The organism is Azohydromonas aeria (assembly GCF_009760915.1).
GTDB classification, from domain to species: Bacteria; Pseudomonadota; Gammaproteobacteria; order Burkholderiales; family Burkholderiaceae_C; genus Azohydromonas; species Azohydromonas aeria.
The window spans coordinates 39,869-58,829 of record NZ_VIDQ01000044.1; the positions used below are offsets into that span (position 1 = coordinate 39,869).

Sequence of the window (18,961 nt, forward strand, 5' to 3'; positions counted from 1 at the left end):
TCACTCCTTGCGAGCCCAGGCGCCGGCCGGCACCAGCGCGTTGCCCTGCGGCACATAGGCCCGGGCCAGGGATTGGCTGCCCACGGCCACCATGACGCGGAACACGGGGCCTGCCTGGTCAACCACGTAGCGCAGCGGCAGCGAGCCTTCAGGAGCCTTGCCACCCTCCTGCACGGCGTAGCCGCCGGCGCGCAGGCCTTGCAGCAGCGCGGCCCCGAAGGCGTCCTTGGCGGGCTGCTCCACAGCCAGGCGTGTCCTGGCGGCTGGATACAGAGCGATGAGCTGGCGCACGGTGTCGGCCGCAAGCCGGGGCTGGTCGACGCCGGCCGGCAGGTAGTTGCCCTGCGGCGCCTCGGTCCTGGTGGTGGCGCAGCCGGCCAGGACCAGCGCGAACCCGGCCGCGGTGAGGATGTTGTTCATCACTTGGTCCTGCGGGTGATCGTCACGCGCTGCTGATCGCTGCCCGCGCCCGCAATCAGGATGGCCTTGTCGAAAACGGCGTCCACGATGTACCGGCCGTTCTGGTAGCGGGTGGCGATGCGATCGGGCTCGTCGTCCGAAAAGATCCCGCCTTCCCTGCGCAGCAGCACCAGCGAGAGAAGCTCGCCGTTGGCCGTCCCGGACGGCATCTCCACCACTGTCTTGCGGCCGTCGTTGTAGACGCGCACCGGGCGCAGGCCCTTCGGGCCGTCGAGGTCGTAGTCGAAGCTCAGGTCGCCGAGGTACTCGCCGGTGGAGGGGATGGTGCGTTCCTGGCGCTCCTGCTGCCGCAGTCGTCGCACCTGGGCCACCTTGGCGTTGGCGTCCTCGGGGTACTCGAAGCCCACCGTGGTCATGTTCTCGGTGAGGTGGGAGCGCAGCTTGAAGGTATAGCGGCGCCGGTCGGTGAACACGAACAGCGTGGTTTGCAGGCCCACGTCCTTGGGCTTGATGACCAGGTGCAGCGTCTCCTGGGCTCCGCTGCCCTCAATGGCGGGCTCCACGGTCCAGCGGGCCGCGTCGCCCAGGTGAACCCCGCCTTCGTTGATGTTCTCGCCCGGCTGCAGCGCCAGGTCGCAGCCATGCAGCACCGCGCACACCAGCGTGGCCTGTTGTGCTCCATAGATGAACCGGACCTGCCCGTTGGGGCCCGGCACGGGCGCCATGCCGGAAATGGAGTAGGTCTCCCAGCGGTTAGCGACCCCCAGGGCCTGGCGCTGCTGCTTCGTGAGCTTCTGCCCGCCATCCCTCGAGAGGAGTTGCTGGGTGGCCGGGTCGGCCGCCATGGCGGGCGCAGCCAGCAGGGCCACGCACGCCGCAATCAGGTGCTTCTTCATCGTCACGCTCACTTGATCTGCGTCCAGGAGAAGTCACTGACGAAGACGCGCGCGGGGTTCAGGGCCAGCTCGGCATCGGGCGTGTTGATCGGCGTGCTGGTAGCTACAGCAAACGTCACCAGGGCTCGCATGCGCACGGCCCCAAGCTGCGAGCCCTGCCGGTCGTGCGTGACCTCTTCCCAGTCCACCTGCAGCGTGGTGGGGCTCTGCAGGAGCACCGCGGCCTTGTCGACGCTGACCAGCACCTTGGCCGCACGCTTGAACGGCGGATCGGACGCGAACCACTCATCCATCCTGGTGCGGGCAGCCGTGCTGGGCGGCAGCTTCGCGTAGACCCGCTCGATGGCCTTGCGCTGCAGCGTCACGTCCGGGGTGACCGTACGGGCGTCCGTGATGAAGTCGCGCACGGCCGCGTTGATCACCAGTGGGCTGGCCGGGGACACCGGCATGGCGACGCCCAGTGCTTGCGTTTCCCCGTTGGGGCGCTCGACGTAGACGTAGGGCACGAACCTGGACTGGCTGCCGATGTGGACCATCCCGCCCACGGCGGCCAGCGCGATCACCATGCCGAAGCCGCCCACCATCGTCCCGATGAAGCCACGGTTGATGGCCGAGCCGACGGCCAGATTCCACGTGCGCCGGGCGTTGAGATAGGGGTTCTCGGTGGCCGTGTCGGGGTCCTTGCGCAACAGGAGCCTGATGCGGCCACCCAGGGCCGAGAGCTTGGGGTTCATGCCGTCTCCAGGTAGTCGTCGAGCTTGAGGCCGCGCATGGCGAGCCACTCGTGAATCCAGGCCTCGCCGTGCGTCTCTTCGAGCCGCCTGGCGGTTGCCAGGGACACCGGGTCGGTGGCGCCGACGAAGGCCTGCGCCAGAGGGCCGAGGGCCAGCTCGTACAGGCGGCATCCCGGCTCGGACATGAGGTAGTACTGCTGCTTGGGCAGGGCCTTCGCCACGATCTGGATCTGTCGGTCGTTGAGGCCGATGCGCCTGTACAGCGCAGTCATTTCCTCGGACACGGCATCCGGGTTGGGCAGCAGGATCTTCGTGGCGGTGCTGTCCACGATCACGTCGAAGATGCCGGACTTGGCCGCATCGGTGAGGTTCTGCGTGGACAGCACAACGGCGCAGTTGAGCTTCGCCAGGGTCTTGAGCCACTTCCTGATCCACTGCTCGAAGATCGGGTGCAGCAGCATCAGCCAGGCCTCGTCCAGGTAGATGACGGCCGGCTGGCCCTTGAGGCTGAGCACCACGCGGCGGAACAGGTACAGCAGCGCGGGGACCGCGTACTTGTCGCCCAGCTCCATCAGCTCGCCCACCTCGAAGGTGTTGAAGCGGCTGAAGCCCAGGGCATCTTCGGCCGCGTCCAGCAGGTGGCCCATGGCGCCGTTGACGGTGTACTGCATCAGGGCCTCGCGCACGGCGTCGTCCTGGCAGGCATTGAAGAAGTCCGAGAGGGTCCTGCCGCCGTTCCGGTGCATGCTCAGGATGGCCGTGGCGATGGCGGTGCGCTGCTCGGGCGTGGTCCTGAAGTCGTTGAGCGCCAGCACCTTGTCGATCCAGTCCATGGCCCACGCGCGGTCATTGCGGGTGTCCAGGAACTGCAGCGGCGCGAGCTGGGGCCGCTCGTCGGCCGCGACGTTGAAGTGCCGGCCGCCCACTGCCTTCGTGAGCGGGTACGCGCTCATGCCCGCCTCGAAGATGAAGACGGTCATGTGTTCGTAGCGCAGCGACTGCGCGGCCATCATCCCCAGGTGTGTGGACTTGCCCTTGCGGGTCGGGCCGATCATCAGCGTGTGGGCCAGGTCGCGCACGTGCAGGTTGAGGTGGAACGGCGTGCGGCCATGCGTCACGCACTGCATGAGCGCGGGCGAGCCCTTCGGGTAGTGCGGGCACGGCGCAGTCCGGCTGCCGCTCCACATGCTGGAGAGCGGCAGGAAGTGCGCGAGGTTCATGGTGTTGACCAGCGGGCGGCGCACGTTCTGCACGCCGTGGCCCGGCAGGCTGCCGATGAAGGCGTCCATCGTGTTGATGGTCTCGATGCGCGCGTTGAATCCCAGCCGCTGGATGACCTTCTGCGCCTCCTGGGCCGAGGCCACAGCCCGGTCCCGGCTCTCGTCCATGATCACGACGACGCTGGTGTAGTAGCCATCGGCCACCAGGTTGGAGCTCACCTCGGCCTTGGCGGCTTCCGCGTCCGCGACCATGTTGATGGCGTCGAGGTTGGCGCCGCCGACGTTGGTGTTGAAGACCTGATCGAAGAAGCTGCGGGTCTTCTGCTTCCACTTCTTGCGGAACTTCTCCAGGTGGCTCAGCGCCTCGTGCTGGTCCATGAAGATGAACCGCGTGCTCCAGCGATATTCGCTGGGCAACTCGGCCAGCGCCTGCAACATGCCGGACCAGCTTTCATGCGGGAACCCGTCGATGGCCACGATCTGGATGAACTTGCGGCCCAGCAGCGGGATCGTGCCGGGGGTCAGCTCCTGGCCGCCGATGAGCAGGTCCAGGTAAGCCGGGTTGTCCGGCAACGCTATAGGGTGGTGCATCCCGGTGATGCAGCTCTGCAGGAAGGACAACTGGTCGTCCAGCGTGCGCCGGGTGCCATCCTCGTCCGTCACCTCCTGGCCGCGCAGCCGCGTCATCTTCACCACGGACGACAGGCGGTTCTCGATGGCCGTGAGCTGCTGCTTGAACTGGTCGATGAGGCTGTGCGTGCGGCTGGTGTGGTCCGGCTGCACGGCGTCGTCGTCGAACATCAGCTCCACCAGCTTGCGCTCGGCCAGCTTCGGCGGCAGCCACGTCAGCGTGATGACGAAGTAGCTCTCGAAGAGCGCGCCGTGCCTGGTGAACTGGCGGCGGCGCTCCTCGTCAATGGCGGCCGACACGGGGTCGGGGAAGCGGCAGAGGTGGCGCTCAGGGTAGGTGGACGCCGGGCGCCGGCCTGCATCGACGTTGAGCATCCAGCCGCTGCCCAGCGGCGCCAGGGCCTTGTTGACCATCGCAGCGATGGCGTCGCGCTGCTTGTCCGTGCCGTTGGCCTGATCCTCGCCGCGGTAGAGATAGGAGGCCTGGAAGCCGGCGTCCTTGCCCACCACGATCCCGTCCTCGACGACGGCCGCGTAGTTCAGCAGGTCGGCCACGCTTGCATCCTTCGAGCGGTGGCGCTTGAGCCGCAGGGCAGCGTCCACACCCTTGAGCCGGAAGGCGAGCCCCGCCAAGGTGGTCGCGCCCGCCGCCGCAACGGCGAGGGTGGTGGGTACGATCATTTGTACTGCTTCCCCTGGGTGGCCGTGTTGACGCGGAACGGCGTCGAGCGCGGCGGGTAGTACCGCTGCCGGTAGCAGCGCAGGGAGCGCATGTAGACCTGGCGCATGAGCGGGTCCGACTTCGCCATGAGCCGCCAGCCGTACAGCGAGGCGAACCAGCCGGCCAGCCCGTAGAGGATGGCCTGCCATTCCATGGCCGAGAAGATCAGCGCCGCGGCCAGCAGCCCGCAGACCATCACCAGCTCACGGTCCCCGCCCATGAACAGGTTGGGGCGGTTGGCCGAGGCGCGCACAGGGACCTTGTGCAGCGCCATGGCTCAGGCCTCCTGGCGGTGGTGCGCCACCGTGGCGATGGAGGCGCCGCGACCGAAGGTGCCGGCCAGCCAGTTCTGCGCCGCGATCAGGATGGAAATGATCATGACGATCAGCACCATGGTCCTGAAGAAGGCGTTGAGGTCCGAGCCGAAGATCAGGATCGCGCCGGCCACCACGATGCCGATCAGCGACACGACGAAGGCCACCGGCCCGGTGACGGAAGCGCGGAGCTGGTCCAGCGGCCCTTCCCAGGGCATGCCGCCTCCCGCGCCCGCCGCGGCGTGTGCCAAGTTGGGCATCAGCGCCAGCACGGCCAGCGCCAGCAGGAAGCCGAGCACGAGGCTGGCAGGTTTCAAAAGGCGAGCTTGGGCCTTGGAGTGCATGCAATGCTCCTGGTTGCTGAGGTAACGGTCAGAGGAACGTGGTGACGAAGGCGCCGTCCCTGAATCCATCCACGCCCAGGATTCCCTGGACACGGCGAGAACCGTCCGGTAACCGGGCGATATGGACGATGGCGTGGACCGCCTCGGCAATCAGCGGCTCCATCGGCCTCGGGGACTCCGGGTGCATGCTCACGAGCATCTGCAGCCGGCTCAGTGCAGCGCGCGGGTTGTTGGCGTGAACCGTGGCGAGGCCGCCCTCATGGCCCGTGTTCCAGGCCGAGAGCAGGTCCATGGCATCGGGGCCGCGGGTTTCGCCGACGATGATCCTGTCCGGCCGGGCGCGCAGCGCGTGCTTGATCAGGTCGCGCAGGCTCACGTCGGTGGTGGTGTGCCACTGCGCGTAGTTCGCGGCCCGGCACTGGATCTCTCCCGTGTCCTCGATGAGGATCAGCCGATCACCTGGGAAGGCATTCGTGATCTCGCCGATGAGGGCGTTGGCAAGCGTGGTCTTGCCCGAGCCCGTGCCGCCCGAGACGACGATGTTGCGGCGCTCGTGCACGGCCTTGACGATCGCCGTGCACTGGGCATCGGTCATGATTCCCCGGGCCACGTAGTCGTCCAGCGTGAAGACCTTGATAGCCTTCTTGCGGATCTGGAAGGACGCCGCCGGAACGATGGGCGGGAGCTGCGCGGCGAAGCGGCTGCCGTCGATGGGCAGCTCGCACTCCAGCAGCGGGGAGGTGCGCCTGATTTCCTTGCGGTGGAAGCCGGCGACGTTCTCGAGGATGGATTGCGCCTTCGCGGCGCTCATGGCGCCGATCCTGCGCATCGGCTCGCCTAGGCACTCGACCCACAGCGAGCCGTCCGGATTGAGGATCAGCTCAATGGTCCTGGGGTCGTGCAGGACCGCTAGCAGCTCTGGACCGAAGGCGCGCTCGATGGCCTGCTTGGCTCGGTCCTCGGTCGTAGCGACTTGCGGAGCATTCTGCGACATGCCCCGCAAGATATAGTGAACGCTAGCCCAGCGCAATTGTCCGGGATAGCGGTAATCTTTTTACTGCTTACCGATCCATCATCTTGCGCGCGTCCTGTGCCCACTTCCTTGCGACGAAGGCCTGGTAGTCCGTGAGCACCAGAGAGACGCGCTGGAAACCCTTGGGCAGACTCTGGAGCGGCTTGTGACCGGAGAGCAACTCCAGGCCCTCTGGTGGCAGGTCGCAACGTTCCAGCAGCAGAGGAAGAGGCGTTTCGAGGGCGGTTGCGATCTTAGCCATGACCTTGAGCGACGGATTGCCGCGCCCTGTGGTGAGATCCGATATGAACGAAACCGACACTCCTGAATCGCGAGAGAGGTCGTGTTTGGACTTGCCCTGCTCCTCAAGGCACTGCAACACGTTGGTCAGGAAGATCATGTACTCGAGCAATGTGCCCTCCCTTGTTCTTTAGCCGCTGAAGGATTTCTTGCGGGAGTCGTCGATAGCCAATGTGGCAAGATGCGTTGGCTCCACGCGTCGGAAGCAGATTCTTACAGACGCCGGATTCACCGGACGAGCATGCTGCCCGGCGTACGTTTTCGGCTGGGAGAATCCATGGCCAATACTCCTCGCAAGACCGACCCGCTGGATTTCCTGCTCATGGCGGTAGTTCTTCTCTGGCCACTGCTGCGCTGGGGAATCGCCCTGATGGTGGTCGTGTTCTTCGTGATCGGCCATTGGTTCACCGCCTTGGGCTGCTTCGTTCTGCTCAGCTTCTTGAGTTGGTGGGTGGCCTACGGCAAGCTGCCAGACTAACTATTAGAAATTCGTAGGATCAGAAAAATAAACAATGGTAATGAGAACCCGGAAAGAACGGACCTGGGCCAAGCGTCCCTCAGCGCAGATGGAGACAGCCAGATGGCTGTGAAGACGCCGACGAAGCGGGCCGCGACGTCTGGGGCCCAGAAGTCGGAAAGGCCGTCCAGTCCGCTGAGCAACCCTGCGCCTGCAGTAATGAGCGGCGTCCCGCTGGAGTTGCCGCTGGACGCGGTATCCCCCGACCCCAATCAACCCCGCCGTGCCAAGAACCCGGGCTATACCCCGGAGAAGCTGGGCGAGCTTGCAAGTTCGATCAAGGCTCGTGGGCAGAAGCAGGCCATATCGGTGCGCATCAACCAGGGCGAGCCAGGACGCTACTTCATCAACCATGGGGAGCGACGCTGGCGGGCTTGCTCCATGGCCGGGCTTTCCACGGTGAAGGCCTTCATCGATAACGACTTCGAGCGCGTGGACCAGGTCATCGAGAACCTGCAGCGCGAAGGCCTGACCGCCCGGGAGATTGCCGACTTCATCGGCCAGGAGCTGGCACGCGGGAAGCGCAAGGCCGACATCGCGCGCGAGCTCGGGAAGTCAGCCGCCTTCGTCACGCAGCACGTCACCCTGCTGGACCTGCCAGACCCCATTGCCGAGGCCTTCGAGGCCGGCCGCGTCAACGACGTCACGGTGGTGAACGAGTTGGTGGTCGCGCTCAGAAAGAACCCCATGGAGGTGGCTGCTTGGATCAAGAACAAGGAACAGGAAATCACCCGTGGCACCGTCAGAGGGCTGCGCGAGTACCTCGAAGAGATAGGGAGACTGGCTGCGCCGAGCCCTGCCCCAGCGGTCGATGAGGCACCCCCCGCAGAAGCGTCAACGCGACGCCTGCCCTCCCCACTTTCCGACAAGACCAGCGAGCGCGTGCATCGCCTCTGGATAGAAGTCGGCGTGGACGGCCGCGCCGCGCGTCTGCTCACCACGCGGCGCCCGACTGCTTCCGGCCGGGCCTGGGTCCGCTTTCTCGCCGATGGGCAGGAGGTGGACGTGGACCTCGCCTCGGTCAGCCTGGTGACTTTCCATGAAGGTTGAGCAGCCCCCCAAGCGCCGCCTCGTGGTCATGAACGGCCACCGGGTTCTTCAGATCCTGGCCGACGACGACTGGGACATCGAGAGGGTGGAGAAGGCCCACGGGATACGCCCCGGGGTCTACGAACTGTTCAAGGCGAGCGAGGCGGATCGATCCAAGCCAGCCACCGGCGTCGTCGTCCACGTGGACGAACTGCAGGCGTACCTGCAGACCAATGCCGGCCTCTTCAGGCACGACCTGGCTGCTTTTGACCATCCACTTCCGCTCGGGGGCCGGGTCACCGTTTCCTACGACAGCCAAGGCCGCGCCAGCTTCGACGCGTAGCCTGCCAAGGGCGGCGCCCGCTGATCCTGGGTTAGGTCCTTCCGCGGGGCCTGACCACCTCCTGCATCACCTTCCCCAGTTCATCCTGCTGCGCCGTGATCCGCTCCAGCAGTACCTGCACCGTGGCCGGCGTGAAGCGCGCCGTGCGGGCGTCTGCGGCCAGCCACAGCTTCAGCAGCCCGCCCAGCCGCCCGAGGTCCCCGTTGATGCGAGCCAGTTCGCGCACCGCATCCAAGTCCACGGCGCTGTGCAGCTTGTACCCGAGCCCCACTTCGCGCAGGTAGCGACCGACGCTGCGCTTGGCCGTGCTTGCCTGCAGTCGCAGCGTCGCCTTCTCCTGATCGTTTACCAGCACCCGCAGGCAGTGCCTGCGCACCTCGTGCGCAGGCCTGCCTGCAGCCTGCTTGGGTTGGGGCACAGGTCGCTTCGCGGGCGCATTGGAGGGCGGCGGCATCGAGAACTCCAGGGTTAACGGCCTCGCAGAGCAGGATGCCCGTCGAGCCCAGCGAGTAAGGGGAGTGAACAGGGGCATGGCGCTCCGCGACATGGCCATGTTCACCTATCTTGCCCGCGCTTTGCCGTTCGGAAACACCACGGAAGCTCAGCAGTCTGTGTTCGTTTTTTCCGCTGAATCTGTGCTGAACCACCGCTGTTCGCATTAGGATATGGCGAACAGCTCCCAAAAGCACGGAAATGCGGCTTCTTCAGCGACATCCCAGCGCAGCTACAGCGTCGATACAGCGGTGCTTCCGTGCTGTTACAGCGTTGATACAGCGGTACTTCAGCGATCCGCGCAGCGGAGATGCAGCGATGCGGGAGCGCTCGCAGGGTGCGCAGGGGCGGCAGCCGTGCTGAAGGCGTGCACCGCTTACGTGGAAGAGCTGGCTGCCTGGGTCCAGGACCAGCCGCCGAAGAGGCGCGGGCAGGACACGAACGCGGTGGCCTTCCTGGCCGTGCGTGAGGACGTGGAAGCAGCCATTGCGGCCGGCTTCCCGCTCACGACGATCTGGCGCCACTTGCACGAGACGCGCCGGCTGGGCTTCCGCTACGACACGTTCCTGAAGTACGTGCGCAAGCACGTGAGGCGCGCGCCTGCGCAGTCCGTTGCGGCTTCCCCGCCCTCCTCTGCGCCTGTTTCCTCTCCAGTCCCCCTACCCGAGCCGCGACGCACCGACACGACCGTGCCGGGCTTCAGCTTCACGGCGGCCGCTGACCCGAAGGAGCTTTTCTGATGAGCAAGATCAACTTCGTCCTGCAGGGCAAGGGTGGCGTGGGCAAGTCGATGGTGGCGGCCATGCTGGCCCAGTACAAGCAGGCCAAGGGGCACAGCCCGCTGTGCATCGACACCGACCCGGTGAACGCGACCTTCGCCGGCTACAAGACGCTGGACGTCAAGCGGGTGGAACTGCTGGCCGGCGACGAAATCGACACGCGCCGCTTCGACTCGATGGTGGAGCTGCTCGCTACCGCGCAGGCCGACGTGATCGTGGACAACGGCGCCAGCTCCTTCGTGCCGCTGTCGCACTACCTCATTTCCAACGAGGTGCCGGCGCTGCTCAAGGACTTGGGCCATGAGCTGGTGGTCCACACGGTGGTCACGGGTGGCCAAGCTCTGGTGGATACGGTGTCGGGGTTTGCGCAGCTCGCCACGCAGTTCCCGGCCGACTGCTTGTTCATCGTGTGGCTCAACCCGTATTTCGGGCCGGTGACGACCGAGGACGGCAAGCCTTTCGAGGCGATGAAGGCCTACACCTCGAACAAGGCGCGGGTGTCGGCGCTGGTGCAGCTTCCGGCTCTCAAGGGGGAGACCTACGGGCGCGACCTCAGCGACATGCTGCAGGCGCGCAGGACGTTCGAGGAAACGCTGGGCACGGCCGCGGTGCCGCTGATGACGCGGCAGCGGCTGAAGATCGTGCGCGACCAGCTCTTCCGCCAGCTCGACGGCGCGGCGGTGCTGTGATGGCCGCGGGCGACCGCATCGAGCACGTGATTCGGGAGATCGCGGCCCGGCACGGCGTCGGGCTCACCCGCGACGACCCGGTCCTCATGCTGCTGACGATCAACGAGCACCTGCTGGCCGCCGGCGAGGAACAGCAGCGCCAGCTGCTTGACGCCTTCAAGTCCGAGCTGGAAGCCATCGCCCGGCGCAGCGGCGAGAGCGCGCGCGTCCAGGCCGAGAAGGCGCTGCAGGCGGCGCTGGAGACGAGCCGGGAGGCGATGGCGGCGGCAGCCCAGCAATGCGCAGCGGCAACGTCCACGGGGCTGCAGGCCTTGGTCCAGATGCACGCCCACCAGACAGCCGCCCACCTCAGGCAGGTGCGGCAAGTGGCCCTGATCAACCTGGGCGGCGGCCTCATGACGCTGGTGGCCGCGCTGGTGCTGGCCTGGGTGGCGATCTAGGGACGCGGCCGGATCGATCCTTCAGCGGCTGAAGACTCGTGATCGCCAAGCACGTCCCGATGCGCGTGCTGCGCAAGAGCAGCATGGCAGAGCTGGTGGGGTACCTCACCGACCAGCAAGGCCTGACCGAGCGCGTCGGGGACATCCGCCTCACCCACTGCGAGGCCGCGACGCTGGGCGCGGCCGTGAGCGAAATGCTGGCCGTGCAGCAGCTCAACACCCGGGCGCAGTCGGATTTCACCTACCACCTGCTGGTGAGCTTCCCGGCTGGGGAGAACCCCTCGCCCGAAACGCTGGCGGCGATCGAAGAGCGGCTGTGCAAGGGACTGGGCTTCGAAGGGCACCAGCGGATCAGTGTCGTCCACCACGACACCGACCACCTGCACGTGCACATCGGCATCAACAAGGTCCACCCGCAGCGGCTGACCCTGAAGGAGCCCTACCTCGCCTACAAGACGCTGGCCGTGATGTGCGAGCGGCTGGAGCGCGAGTACGGGCTGCAGGCGGTGAACCACACCCCGCGGCGCGGTGTTGGCGAGGGCAAGGCGGCCGACATGGAGCAGCACGCGGCCGTTGAGAGCCTCATTAGCTGGGTGCGGCGCGAGTGCCTGGACCTCTTGCACGCGGCCACCACCTGGCAGGAACTGCACCACGAGCTGGCCGACCATGGGCTGGAGCTGCGCGAGCGCGGCGCCGGGCTGATCTTCGCCTCCCAGGACGGCACCTTCGTGAAGGCCAGCACCGTGGACCGCGGCCTGTCGAAGAAGGCCCTGGAAGCCAGGCTGGGCGCCTTCCAGGCACCGGTGGGCCTGGTGTGGCCCTGGGCGAGCAAGTCCTACCGCAAGGGACCGGTGCGCAGCCGCGTGGACACCACCGAACTCTACGCCCGCTACCGCGCGCAGCGGGAGGCTGTAGGCGACCAGCGGGCCGAGGCACTGGGCGTTGCCCGCAGGCGCAAGGCCGAGGCACTGGCGGCGGCGAAGCGGGCTTATGCGCTGCAGCGTGCTGCGATCCGGCTTTCCGACGGCAAGGGTATCGACAAGCGCCTCGTCTACGCCACCGCGAGCTTCCAGATGCGCCAGCGGCTGCAGGTCATCCACCGCGGCTACGAAGCGGAGCGCGCCGCGATCCTGAAGAACCACCAGCACCAAGCCTGGGCCGACTGGCTCAAGGCCGAAGCCGTGAAGGGCAACAGCGAGGCGCTGGCGGCGCTGCGGGCGAGTACCGAAGCCTCGAACCTGCGCGGCCACACCGTGCGCGCGCAAGGCCTGACTGGGGCCACCGGCGCCAGCCCCGAAGTTGAGAACGTCACCAAGGCCGGCACCGTCGTCTACCGGGCCGGCGCCAGCGCTGTACGCGACGACGGCCGGCGGCTGCAGGTCTCGCGCGCGGCCGACCAGGACACGGTGCAGGCAGCACTGAAGCTGGCCCGCCAGCGCTACGGCGACCGCATCACCGTCAGCGGCTCCCAGCGATTCCGTGTGGCCGTGGTGCGCGCGGCGGTGGAGCGGGCGCTGCCGGTCACTTTCACCGACCCCGGCCTTGAGCGGCAGCGCCAGGCCCTGATGCGCAAGGAGCCCCCTCATGGAACGGATGAGCGACGAGGACCTGATCGACGAGACGATGGCCGCCCTGCCCGAGCTGCCCGATCTGGAACTGACGCGGCTGGCGCTGCCCGCCATGCCCACGGTCGAAAGCCCAACCCTGGCGGCGCTCCCAAAGGTACGCCGCCCCGATCCCGTCACCGTGTGCGAGACCTGCCCGAACGCGATGTGGCAGGCCAGCGAGCAGGATGTGAGCTGCTACTGCCGGGTGATGTACGTCACGGTGTGGAGCAACAAGGAGCCCAGGCACCTGACGCACTGCGACGGCCCGTGGATCGGGCAGGAAGAGAAGGAAGAGTAAGCCGCCCGCCCGTGGGCCGCCCGGGATCAAAGGCCCCGCCCAAGGCCGAGGCGCGGCTGCGCACCGGCGCCGGCGTGGGCGTGCGTGCGCCGACGGCGCCACGGCCAGCGCCAACCGCCCCCGCCTGGCCGATACCCGGCGCGAAGCTGGCGTCGCAGGCCTACGCCGCCGCGGACAGCTACATCGAGGAGCGCGAGGGCAAGCGCGCGCGCGGCATCGACGTGCCCAGGCACGTGCGCTACAGCCCGACCAGGCAGCCCCTTTCCTTCGCAGGCCTGCGCAGCGTCGATGGCTGCACGCTGGCCCTACTCGACCGCGGCGATGTGGTCCTGGTGATGCCAGTTGACTTCACAACTGTTCGGCGGCTGAAGTCCGTATCCATCGGGCAATCCATCACCGTCACCCCCACGGGCTCGCTGGCTGCGAGCCATTCCAGAGGACGAAGCCGATGACCCGCTCCATGACAGTGAACAACCCTGCCGTCGGGCCACAGGTGCGCCAGCGCCGCAGGACCCGTGGCAAGCTGGTGCCCATCATGGGCACCGCCTCGGTGGCGGGTGGCTTGTGGACGGCCACGCAGCACTTCGCCCATACCTTCGACTACCACGCCAGCCTCGGGATGAACGTGGGCCACGTGTACCTGCCCTGGCACGTGCTGGGCTGGGCCGCGAAGTGGAGCGAGGTCTACCCGCAGCAGCTGATGACTTCGGGTAGCGTCGGCGCGATGGTGGCCGCAGGCGGCCTGATCGCCACCATGGTCGTGAAGATGGTCGAGGCCAGCAAGCCCACGGGCAACCAGTACATGCACGGCAGCGCCCGCTGGGCCACGCTGAAGGACATTCAGGCAGCAGGCCTGCTGCCACGCGAGGCACGGAGCTGGCGCGAGAGGATGCACAAGCTGCCGCCGCCGTCAGCCCTGGCCTGCTACGTGGGCGGCTGGATCGACAAGCAGGGCGTGCTGCGCTACCTGCGCCACACCGGGCCGGAACACATCCTGTGCTACGCCCCCACCAGGTCCGGCAAGGGCGTGGGCCTGGTGATCCCGACGCTGCTTTCCTGGGTCAAGAGCGCCTTCATCACGGACCTCAAGGGCGAGCTGTGGGAGCTGACCTCGGGCTGGCGAAAGCTCTTCGCCGGCAACAAGGTGCTGAAGTTCGAGCCGGCTGCGCTGGACAGCGCGCACTGGAATGCGCTGGACGAGGTGCGTCTCGGGACCGAGCACGAAGTCGGGGACGTCCAGAACATCGCGCAGATGATCGTGGACCCCGATGGCAGGGGGCTGGAATCGCACTGGCAGAAGACCAGCTTCGCCCTGCTGCAAGGGGTCATCCTGCATGCCCTGTACCGGGCCAGGAACGGCGACGGCCCGCGCGCCTCGCTGCCGGTGGTGGACCACATGCTGGCCGACCCGGAGCGCGCGACGGCCGAGCTGTGGGTGGAGATGACGCAGTACCACCACCTCGACGGCGAGGTGCACCCGGTGGTCGGCGCCGCGGCGCGCGACCAGCTTGACCGGCACGAAGAGGAAGCCGGCTCGGTGCTGTCCACGCTCAAGAGCTACCTGTCGCTGTACCGCGATCCGGTTGTGGCCCGCAACGTCGCGGACAGCCACTTCCGTAGCAGGGACCTGATGCACCACGACAGCCCGGTGAGCCTGTACCTGGTCACCCAGCCCAGCGACAAGGAGCGGCTGCGCCCGCTGCTGCGGCTGCTGATCACGATGACGATACGGCTGCTGGCCGACAAGATCGGCTTCGAGCAGGGGCGTCCGAGGCCCAGCTACAAGCACAAGCTGCTGATGATGCTGGACGAGCTCACGGCCTTCCGCAGGCTGCCGATCCTCGAGGACGCGCTGTCGTGGATGGCCGGCTACGGCATCAAGGCCTTCTTGGTGATCCAGGACATCACGCAGCTTCGCCACCCTCAGCTGGGCTACGGGCCGAGCGAGACGATCAGCTCGAACTGCCACGTGCAGTGCGCCTTCCCGCCCAACCGGGTCGAGACGGCGGAGTACCTGTCGCGGCAGACCGGGCAGACCACCGTGCTCAAGGAGGCCATCACGGTCAGCGGCAAGCGTGTGGCCTTCATGGAGTCCAACGTCTCGCGCACGGTGCAGGAAGTCGCGCGCAACCTGCTCACGGCCGACGAGGCGATGCGCATGCCCGGCCCCGAGAAGGACAGCGCCGACCAGATCACGAAGGCCGGCGACATGGTGGTGTACGTGGCGGGCTACCCGGCGATCTACGGCAAGCAGCCGCTGTACTTCCAGGACCCCACCTTCCTGGCCCGCTCGCAAGTGGCGCCGCCCAAGACCAGCGACTGGATCGTGGCCACGAACCAGCCGCGCATGGAGCAAGCAGCATGACCTGGCAAGCACCGCCGACCCGCTGGGAGCAGTTCACCGACTCCATCGGTGTCTCGTTGCTGGCAAGCCTGTTTGTCATCCTGCTGATGGCCTGCTGGCACTTTTGGAAGGAGCGCAGCAACCGCAGGCCCGAGCAGCGCGGAAAGGACCCCCCACGCGGGGAAGACGCCCCGCATGGAAGGGTCGGCCCATGAGGCGCTGGCACAAGTTCGCCCTGACCGGCGTCGTGGCCGCCCCGCTGGCGCTGGGCGCCGCGACCAAGGCGCTGGGCCTGTACTGGAACACCAGCCCGAGCATCCCGCTGGGCCTGTACCGCGCCACCAGCGAGCTGGTGCGCGTCGGGTCCTACGTCCTGCTGTGCCTGCCGCAGGGCGGCGTCTTCGAGCAGGCCTACCGGCGCGGCTACCTGGGTGTGGGCGTGTGCCCTGGTGGCGCCGGCTACGTCATGAAGCGCGTGATGGCAGCGCACGGCGACCACGTGGAGCTGGATGACGACGGCGTGCGCGTCAATGGCCAGCCGCTGCCCGACAGCGCCCCGGTGCGCTTCGACGGCGCCGGCCGGCTCATGCCGCACCTGCAGGCCACCAGCGCCACGCTGGCGCCCGACCAGGTCCTGCTCATGTCCGACCGATTTCCCCTCTCCTTCGATGCCCGCTACTTCGGGCCGACCAGCCGCAGGCAGATCAAGACCGTGATCCGCCCCGTGTTCACCTACTGAGGAAAAGCCACTCATGGACATGCCAAACGACGAAGACGTGTCGGTGCCGGCCCCGAGCCTGGCCGAGGTGGTGCGCGACAAGCTGCGCGACGCCGGCACGCCCGCCTTCCTGGCCGAGCTCGACCCCGACGAGGCGGCGCTGGCCGGCGCCTTCCTGGAAGACGCGCTGACCCTGGGCGAGGCCCTGGACAGCGCCACCGATTTGGCCGCGGAGGCCTGACCATGGATCGCGACAAGCCTTTCCATGAGCGGGTGGCCGAGAAACTCATCGAGCAGCTCGAAGCCGGCACGGCGCCCTGGCAGAAGCCCTGGGAGCCCGGCCGGCCAAGAGCTGGCGTGCCGATGAACCCTGTCAGCGGCAAGCGCTACAGGGGCATCAATGCCGTCTTCCTGGCGGCCCAGGGCTACAGCGACCCGCGCTGGATGACGTACAACCAAGCGCAGGCCCAGGGCGCCCAGGTGCGCAAGGGCGAGCACGGCACCCCGGTCCAGTACTGGAAGTTCAGCGAGGAGCAGCCCAGGCTCGACGCCAAGGGGCAGCCGGTGATCGGCGCGGACGGCAAGCCCGAGACGGTGCAGGTGCAACTGGAGCGCCCGCGCGTCTTCCACGCCACCGTCTTCAACGCTGAGCAGATCGACGGGCTCCCCTCGCTGCAGCACCGGCCGCCGACCTGGGATGCCGCGCAGCGCGCGGAGAAGTTGCTGTACGCCAGCGGCGCCACGATCCGCCACGTGGAAGGCGACCGCGCCTTCTACCGGCCCTCCACCGACGCCATCCAGATGCCCGGGAAAGGCCAGTTCCCGGACGCGGCCAGCTACTACGCCGTCGCGCTGCATGAGCTGGGCCACTGGACCGGGCACGAGAACCGGCTGGGCCGGGACCTCGCCAATCCGTTTGGCAGCGAAGGCTACGCGCGCGAGGAACTGCGCGCCGAGATCGCATCCATGCTGGTGGGCGACTCGCTGGGCATCGGCCACGACCCGGGCCGCCACGCGTCCTACGTCGCGTCCTGGATCAAGGTGCTCAAGGAGGATCCGTTGGAGATCTTCCGTGCGGCGGCCGACGCGGAGCGCATCAACACCTTCGTCATGGCGTTCGACCAGCACCAGGGCCAGAAGCAGGAGGCGAGCGTGGACACCGTTGCCGAGGAAAACCAGCGCATCGACCAGGCCCTGGAGCAGGCCCAGCAGCCGCGCGTCTACCTGGCCGTGCCCTTCGCGCAGAAGGATCAGGCCAAGGCACTGGGGGCCCGCTGGGACCGCCAGGAGCAGTCCTGGTACGTGCCTCCCGGCGTGGAAACGGCGCCGCTGCTGGCACGCTGGCCGCGGCGTGAGGAAGCAGCCCCGCAGTCCCAGGCAGCACCAGCCGAGCTGCCTGTTGCGCCGGCGCACGAGGAGCCGCGCACCTACCTCGCCGTGCCCTACATCGAGCGGCACCAAGCCAAGGCCGCGGGTGCGCGCTGGGACGGCGCGGCCAAGTCCTGGTACGCGGGCGAAGGCGCGGACAGGGACGCTCTGCGGAAATGGCTGCCCGAGAACCAGCGCCAGCAGCAGGACCCGGCGATGGCCGCGCGCGACGAGTTCGCCCAGGAGCTGCGCGGCATGGGCTTCATCCTGGAGGGCGAGCACCCAGTCATGGACGGTGCCACGCACCGGATCGCCACGGCCGGCGACAAGGGCAAGGAGAAGGCCGGCTTCTACGTCGGACACCTCGACGGCCACGTGCCGGCCGGCTACGCCAAGGACAACCGCACCGGCCAAGAACTACGCTGGAAGGCCAAGGGCTACCACCTCAGCGACGAGGACCGCGCCAGGCTCATCGCCGAGGCCGCGGCCAGGCGGGCCGAGCGCGAGGCCGAGCAGCAGCGCCAGCACGAGGCAGCGGCGCAGCGCGTGCAGCGCCAGCTGGCAGCTCTCCAGCCGCTGGACTCCAAGCACCCTACGCCCTACCTCCAGGCCAAGGGCATCCAGCCTTACCCCGGACTCCTCACGGACCAAGCCGGCAAGACCACCTTCGTGCCGGCCTATGACAAGACCGGCAAGCACTGGACGACGCAGTACATCGGCGACGACGGCACGAAACGGTTTGCGAAGGACAGCCACAAGGAAGGCTGCTTTCACGTCCTGGGAGGCATGAAGGAGCTGGACCGCGCGCCCGTGATCGTCGTGGGCGAGGGCTACGCCACCATGGCAACGCTGAAGGAGGCCATGGGCGCCCCGGTGGCCAGCGTGGTGGCCTTCGACTCCGGGAACGTGGGCGCGGTGGCGAAGGCGCTGCGCGAGCTCCACCCGACCAAGCCCATCCTGGTGGCCGGCGACGACGACCGGGCGGTGCAGCTCACGCAGGGCTTCAACCCGGGCCGCGAGAAGGCAGAGGCGGCAGCGCGCGACGTCGGTGGCCGGGCCTTCTTCCCCGTCTTCGCCCCGGGCGAGGCCGACTACCCGCGCGAGCTGGCGCCCATCACGCCGGCCGCCTGGCGGCTGCACGACGCGGCCGAGCGGCTGCTGGAGCAGGGCGGGCTTTCGGACAAGGGCCGGGTTGCGGCCGAGAAGGACCTGCTCAAGCCCGAGCAGCTCGCGGCACTGGCGCGCATGAAAGCGCACACGGACTTCAACGACCTGGCGCAGCGCAGTCAGCTCGGACGCGAGGGTCTGCTGCGGCAGGTGATGCCCGAGGCGCAGCAGGCAGTGGAGCTGCACAAGGCCCGGGTGCAGGAGCAAGCCGTGAAGCAGGTCCAGCAGCGCGGCCAGGACCAATCCCGGAGTACGGGTCATGGGGTGCAGCAGCGCCAGCGCCACGGCATGCGCGCGGGATGAGACGGTGGGGCTTCTGATCGCTCAAGGCTGGTCCGTACGCGAGGCCGCCGAGGAAGTCGGTGTTTCGCCGTCGTCACTGCCCCGTGCGAAGCGCACCCACGTCGCCAAGCACCTCCTGCGGAACTCCACAAGGATCAGTGCTGCATTCGCGCGGCGCTAGGGAACCTCTGCGTAAAGGCGTGGCAATTGTGCTGAGCGAACATTCAGGCCATGAAGCAGGCTGACCTTGGGCTGAACCTTTCGACCAAGCGCACGCGCAAGCGCGAGTTCCTGGAG

21 protein-coding genes and 1 pseudogene are annotated in these 18,961 nt (G+C 67.7%); 13 read left to right on the forward strand and 9 right to left on the reverse strand.

What is annotated here, in order from left to right:
* The 8 genes from FJ694_RS22520 to FJ694_RS22555 all read right to left on the reverse strand — a co-directional run bounded on the left by FJ694_RS22520 (position 1) and on the right by FJ694_RS22555 (position 6,691).
* Positions 1 to 420, reverse strand: a complete 420-nt coding sequence (locus tag FJ694_RS22520) for a conjugal transfer lipoprotein TrbH (RefSeq protein ID WP_157269566.1) — start codon at positions 418 to 420, stop codon at positions 1 to 3.
* On the reverse strand, positions 420 to 1,316 hold the full coding sequence (gene trbG, locus FJ694_RS22525) for a P-type conjugative transfer protein TrbG (protein ID WP_157269567.1): 897 nt from the start codon (positions 1,314 to 1,316) through the stop codon (positions 420 to 422). The genes FJ694_RS22520 and trbG overlap by 1 nt, the downstream gene beginning before the upstream one ends.
* A gap of 8 nt (positions 1,317 to 1,324) precedes the next feature.
* Positions 1,325 to 2,050: a VirB8/TrbF family protein gene (locus FJ694_RS22530; RefSeq protein WP_157269568.1), complete on the reverse strand. Its 726-nt coding sequence runs from the start codon at positions 2,048 to 2,050 to the stop codon at positions 1,325 to 1,327.
* A complete protein-coding gene (locus FJ694_RS22535) occupies positions 2,047 to 4,581 on the reverse strand; it encodes a VirB4 family type IV secretion/conjugal transfer ATPase (protein ID WP_157269569.1) in 2,535 nt (844 codons plus the stop codon). The genes FJ694_RS22530 and FJ694_RS22535 overlap by 4 nt, the downstream gene beginning before the upstream one ends.
* A complete protein-coding gene (locus FJ694_RS22540; protein ID WP_157269570.1) occupies positions 4,578 to 4,895 on the reverse strand; it encodes a conjugal transfer protein TrbD in 318 nt (105 codons plus the stop codon). The genes FJ694_RS22535 and FJ694_RS22540 overlap by 4 nt, the downstream gene beginning before the upstream one ends.
* Positions 4,896 to 4,898: 3 nt before the next feature.
* Positions 4,899 to 5,279 carry a TrbC/VirB2 family protein gene (locus FJ694_RS22545; RefSeq protein ID WP_157269571.1) on the reverse strand — a complete coding sequence of 127 codons (381 nt, stop codon included), beginning with the start codon at positions 5,277 to 5,279 and terminating at the stop codon, positions 4,899 to 4,901.
* Between the two features lie 28 nt (positions 5,280 to 5,307).
* Positions 5,308 to 6,273, reverse strand: a complete 966-nt coding sequence (gene trbB, locus FJ694_RS22550; RefSeq protein WP_157269586.1) for a P-type conjugative transfer ATPase TrbB — start codon at positions 6,271 to 6,273, stop codon at positions 5,308 to 5,310.
* A gap of 67 nt (positions 6,274 to 6,340) precedes the next feature.
* Positions 6,341 to 6,691, reverse strand: a complete 351-nt coding sequence (locus tag FJ694_RS22555; RefSeq protein ID WP_157269572.1) for a helix-turn-helix domain-containing protein — start codon at positions 6,689 to 6,691, stop codon at positions 6,341 to 6,343.
* Between the two features lie 177 nt (positions 6,692 to 6,868).
* On the opposite strand from FJ694_RS22555, the gene FJ694_RS22560 reads away from it, so the two are divergent.
* The 3 genes from FJ694_RS22560 to FJ694_RS22570 all read left to right on the forward strand — a co-directional run bounded on the left by FJ694_RS22560 (position 6,869) and on the right by FJ694_RS22570 (position 8,480).
* Complete coding sequence (locus FJ694_RS22560; protein WP_157269573.1) at positions 6,869 to 7,069, forward strand: hypothetical protein; 201 nt, start codon at positions 6,869 to 6,871, stop codon at positions 7,067 to 7,069.
* A gap of 102 nt (positions 7,070 to 7,171) precedes the next feature.
* Positions 7,172 to 8,158, forward strand: a complete 987-nt coding sequence (locus tag FJ694_RS22565; RefSeq protein WP_157269574.1) for a ParB/RepB/Spo0J family partition protein — start codon at positions 7,172 to 7,174, stop codon at positions 8,156 to 8,158.
* Positions 8,148 to 8,480, forward strand: a complete 333-nt coding sequence (locus FJ694_RS22570) for a KfrB domain-containing protein (RefSeq protein WP_157269575.1) — start codon at positions 8,148 to 8,150, stop codon at positions 8,478 to 8,480. The genes FJ694_RS22565 and FJ694_RS22570 overlap by 11 nt, the downstream gene beginning before the upstream one ends.
* A gap of 31 nt (positions 8,481 to 8,511) precedes the next feature.
* On the opposite strand, the gene traJ is transcribed toward FJ694_RS22570, so the two are convergent.
* On the reverse strand, positions 8,512 to 8,934 hold the full coding sequence (gene traJ / locus FJ694_RS22575) for a conjugal transfer transcriptional regulator TraJ (RefSeq protein ID WP_157269576.1): 423 nt from the start codon (positions 8,932 to 8,934) through the stop codon (positions 8,512 to 8,514).
* 394 nt (positions 8,935 to 9,328) lie between these two features.
* On the opposite strand from traJ, the gene FJ694_RS22580 reads away from it, so the two are divergent.
* The 10 genes and pseudogenes from FJ694_RS22580 to FJ694_RS38100 all read left to right on the forward strand — a co-directional run bounded on the left by FJ694_RS22580 (position 9,329) and on the right by FJ694_RS38100 (position 18,685).
* Entirely contained in the window at positions 9,329 to 9,712 is a 384-nt protein-coding gene (locus FJ694_RS22580) for a TraK family protein (RefSeq protein ID WP_157269577.1), read from the forward strand.
* Positions 9,712 to 10,440: a PRK13886 family protein gene (locus FJ694_RS22585; RefSeq protein ID WP_157269578.1), complete on the forward strand. Its 729-nt coding sequence runs from the start codon at positions 9,712 to 9,714 to the stop codon at positions 10,438 to 10,440. The genes FJ694_RS22580 and FJ694_RS22585 overlap by 1 nt, the downstream gene beginning before the upstream one ends.
* The gene (gene traM, locus FJ694_RS22590) at positions 10,440 to 10,880 is read left to right on the forward strand and encodes a conjugal transfer transcriptional regulator TraM (RefSeq protein ID WP_157269579.1); all 441 of its coding nucleotides are present in this window, start codon (positions 10,440 to 10,442) and stop codon (positions 10,878 to 10,880) included. The genes FJ694_RS22585 and traM overlap by 1 nt, the downstream gene beginning before the upstream one ends.
* A 38-nt stretch (positions 10,881 to 10,918) precedes the next feature.
* Positions 10,919 to 13,237, forward strand: coding sequence for a TraI/MobA(P) family conjugative relaxase (gene traI, locus FJ694_RS22595; protein WP_157269580.1), 2,319 nt, complete (start codon positions 10,919 to 10,921; stop codon positions 13,235 to 13,237).
* On the forward strand, positions 13,234 to 15,150 hold the full coding sequence (locus FJ694_RS22600) for a type IV secretory system conjugative DNA transfer family protein (RefSeq protein ID WP_232540174.1): 1,917 nt from the start codon (positions 13,234 to 13,236) through the stop codon (positions 15,148 to 15,150). Before traI ends, FJ694_RS22600 begins: the two co-directional genes overlap by 4 nt.
* Entirely contained in the window at positions 15,147 to 15,344 is a 198-nt protein-coding gene (locus tag FJ694_RS22605; RefSeq protein ID WP_157269582.1) for a hypothetical protein, read from the forward strand. The genes FJ694_RS22600 and FJ694_RS22605 overlap by 4 nt, the downstream gene beginning before the upstream one ends.
* Positions 15,341 to 15,868 (forward strand): conjugative transfer signal peptidase TraF, encoded by a 528-nt coding sequence (gene traF / locus FJ694_RS22610; protein WP_157269583.1) that lies wholly within the window; start codon positions 15,341 to 15,343, stop codon positions 15,866 to 15,868. The genes FJ694_RS22605 and traF overlap by 4 nt, the downstream gene beginning before the upstream one ends.
* 13 nt (positions 15,869 to 15,881) lie before the next feature.
* Positions 15,882 to 16,088 (forward strand): conjugal transfer protein TraD, encoded by a 207-nt coding sequence (locus FJ694_RS22615; protein ID WP_198320941.1) that lies wholly within the window; start codon positions 15,882 to 15,884, stop codon positions 16,086 to 16,088.
* Between the two features lie 32 nt (positions 16,089 to 16,120).
* A pseudogene (locus FJ694_RS38095) lies at positions 16,121 to 17,179 on the forward strand (zincin-like metallopeptidase domain-containing protein); the annotation flags it as partial.
* On the forward strand, positions 17,162 to 18,685 hold the full coding sequence (locus tag FJ694_RS38100) for a DUF5710 domain-containing protein (RefSeq protein ID WP_445661319.1): 1,524 nt from the start codon (positions 17,162 to 17,164) through the stop codon (positions 18,683 to 18,685). The pseudogene FJ694_RS38095 and the gene FJ694_RS38100, both read left to right, overlap by 18 nt.
* Positions 18,686 to 18,961 lie beyond the last annotated feature (276 nt).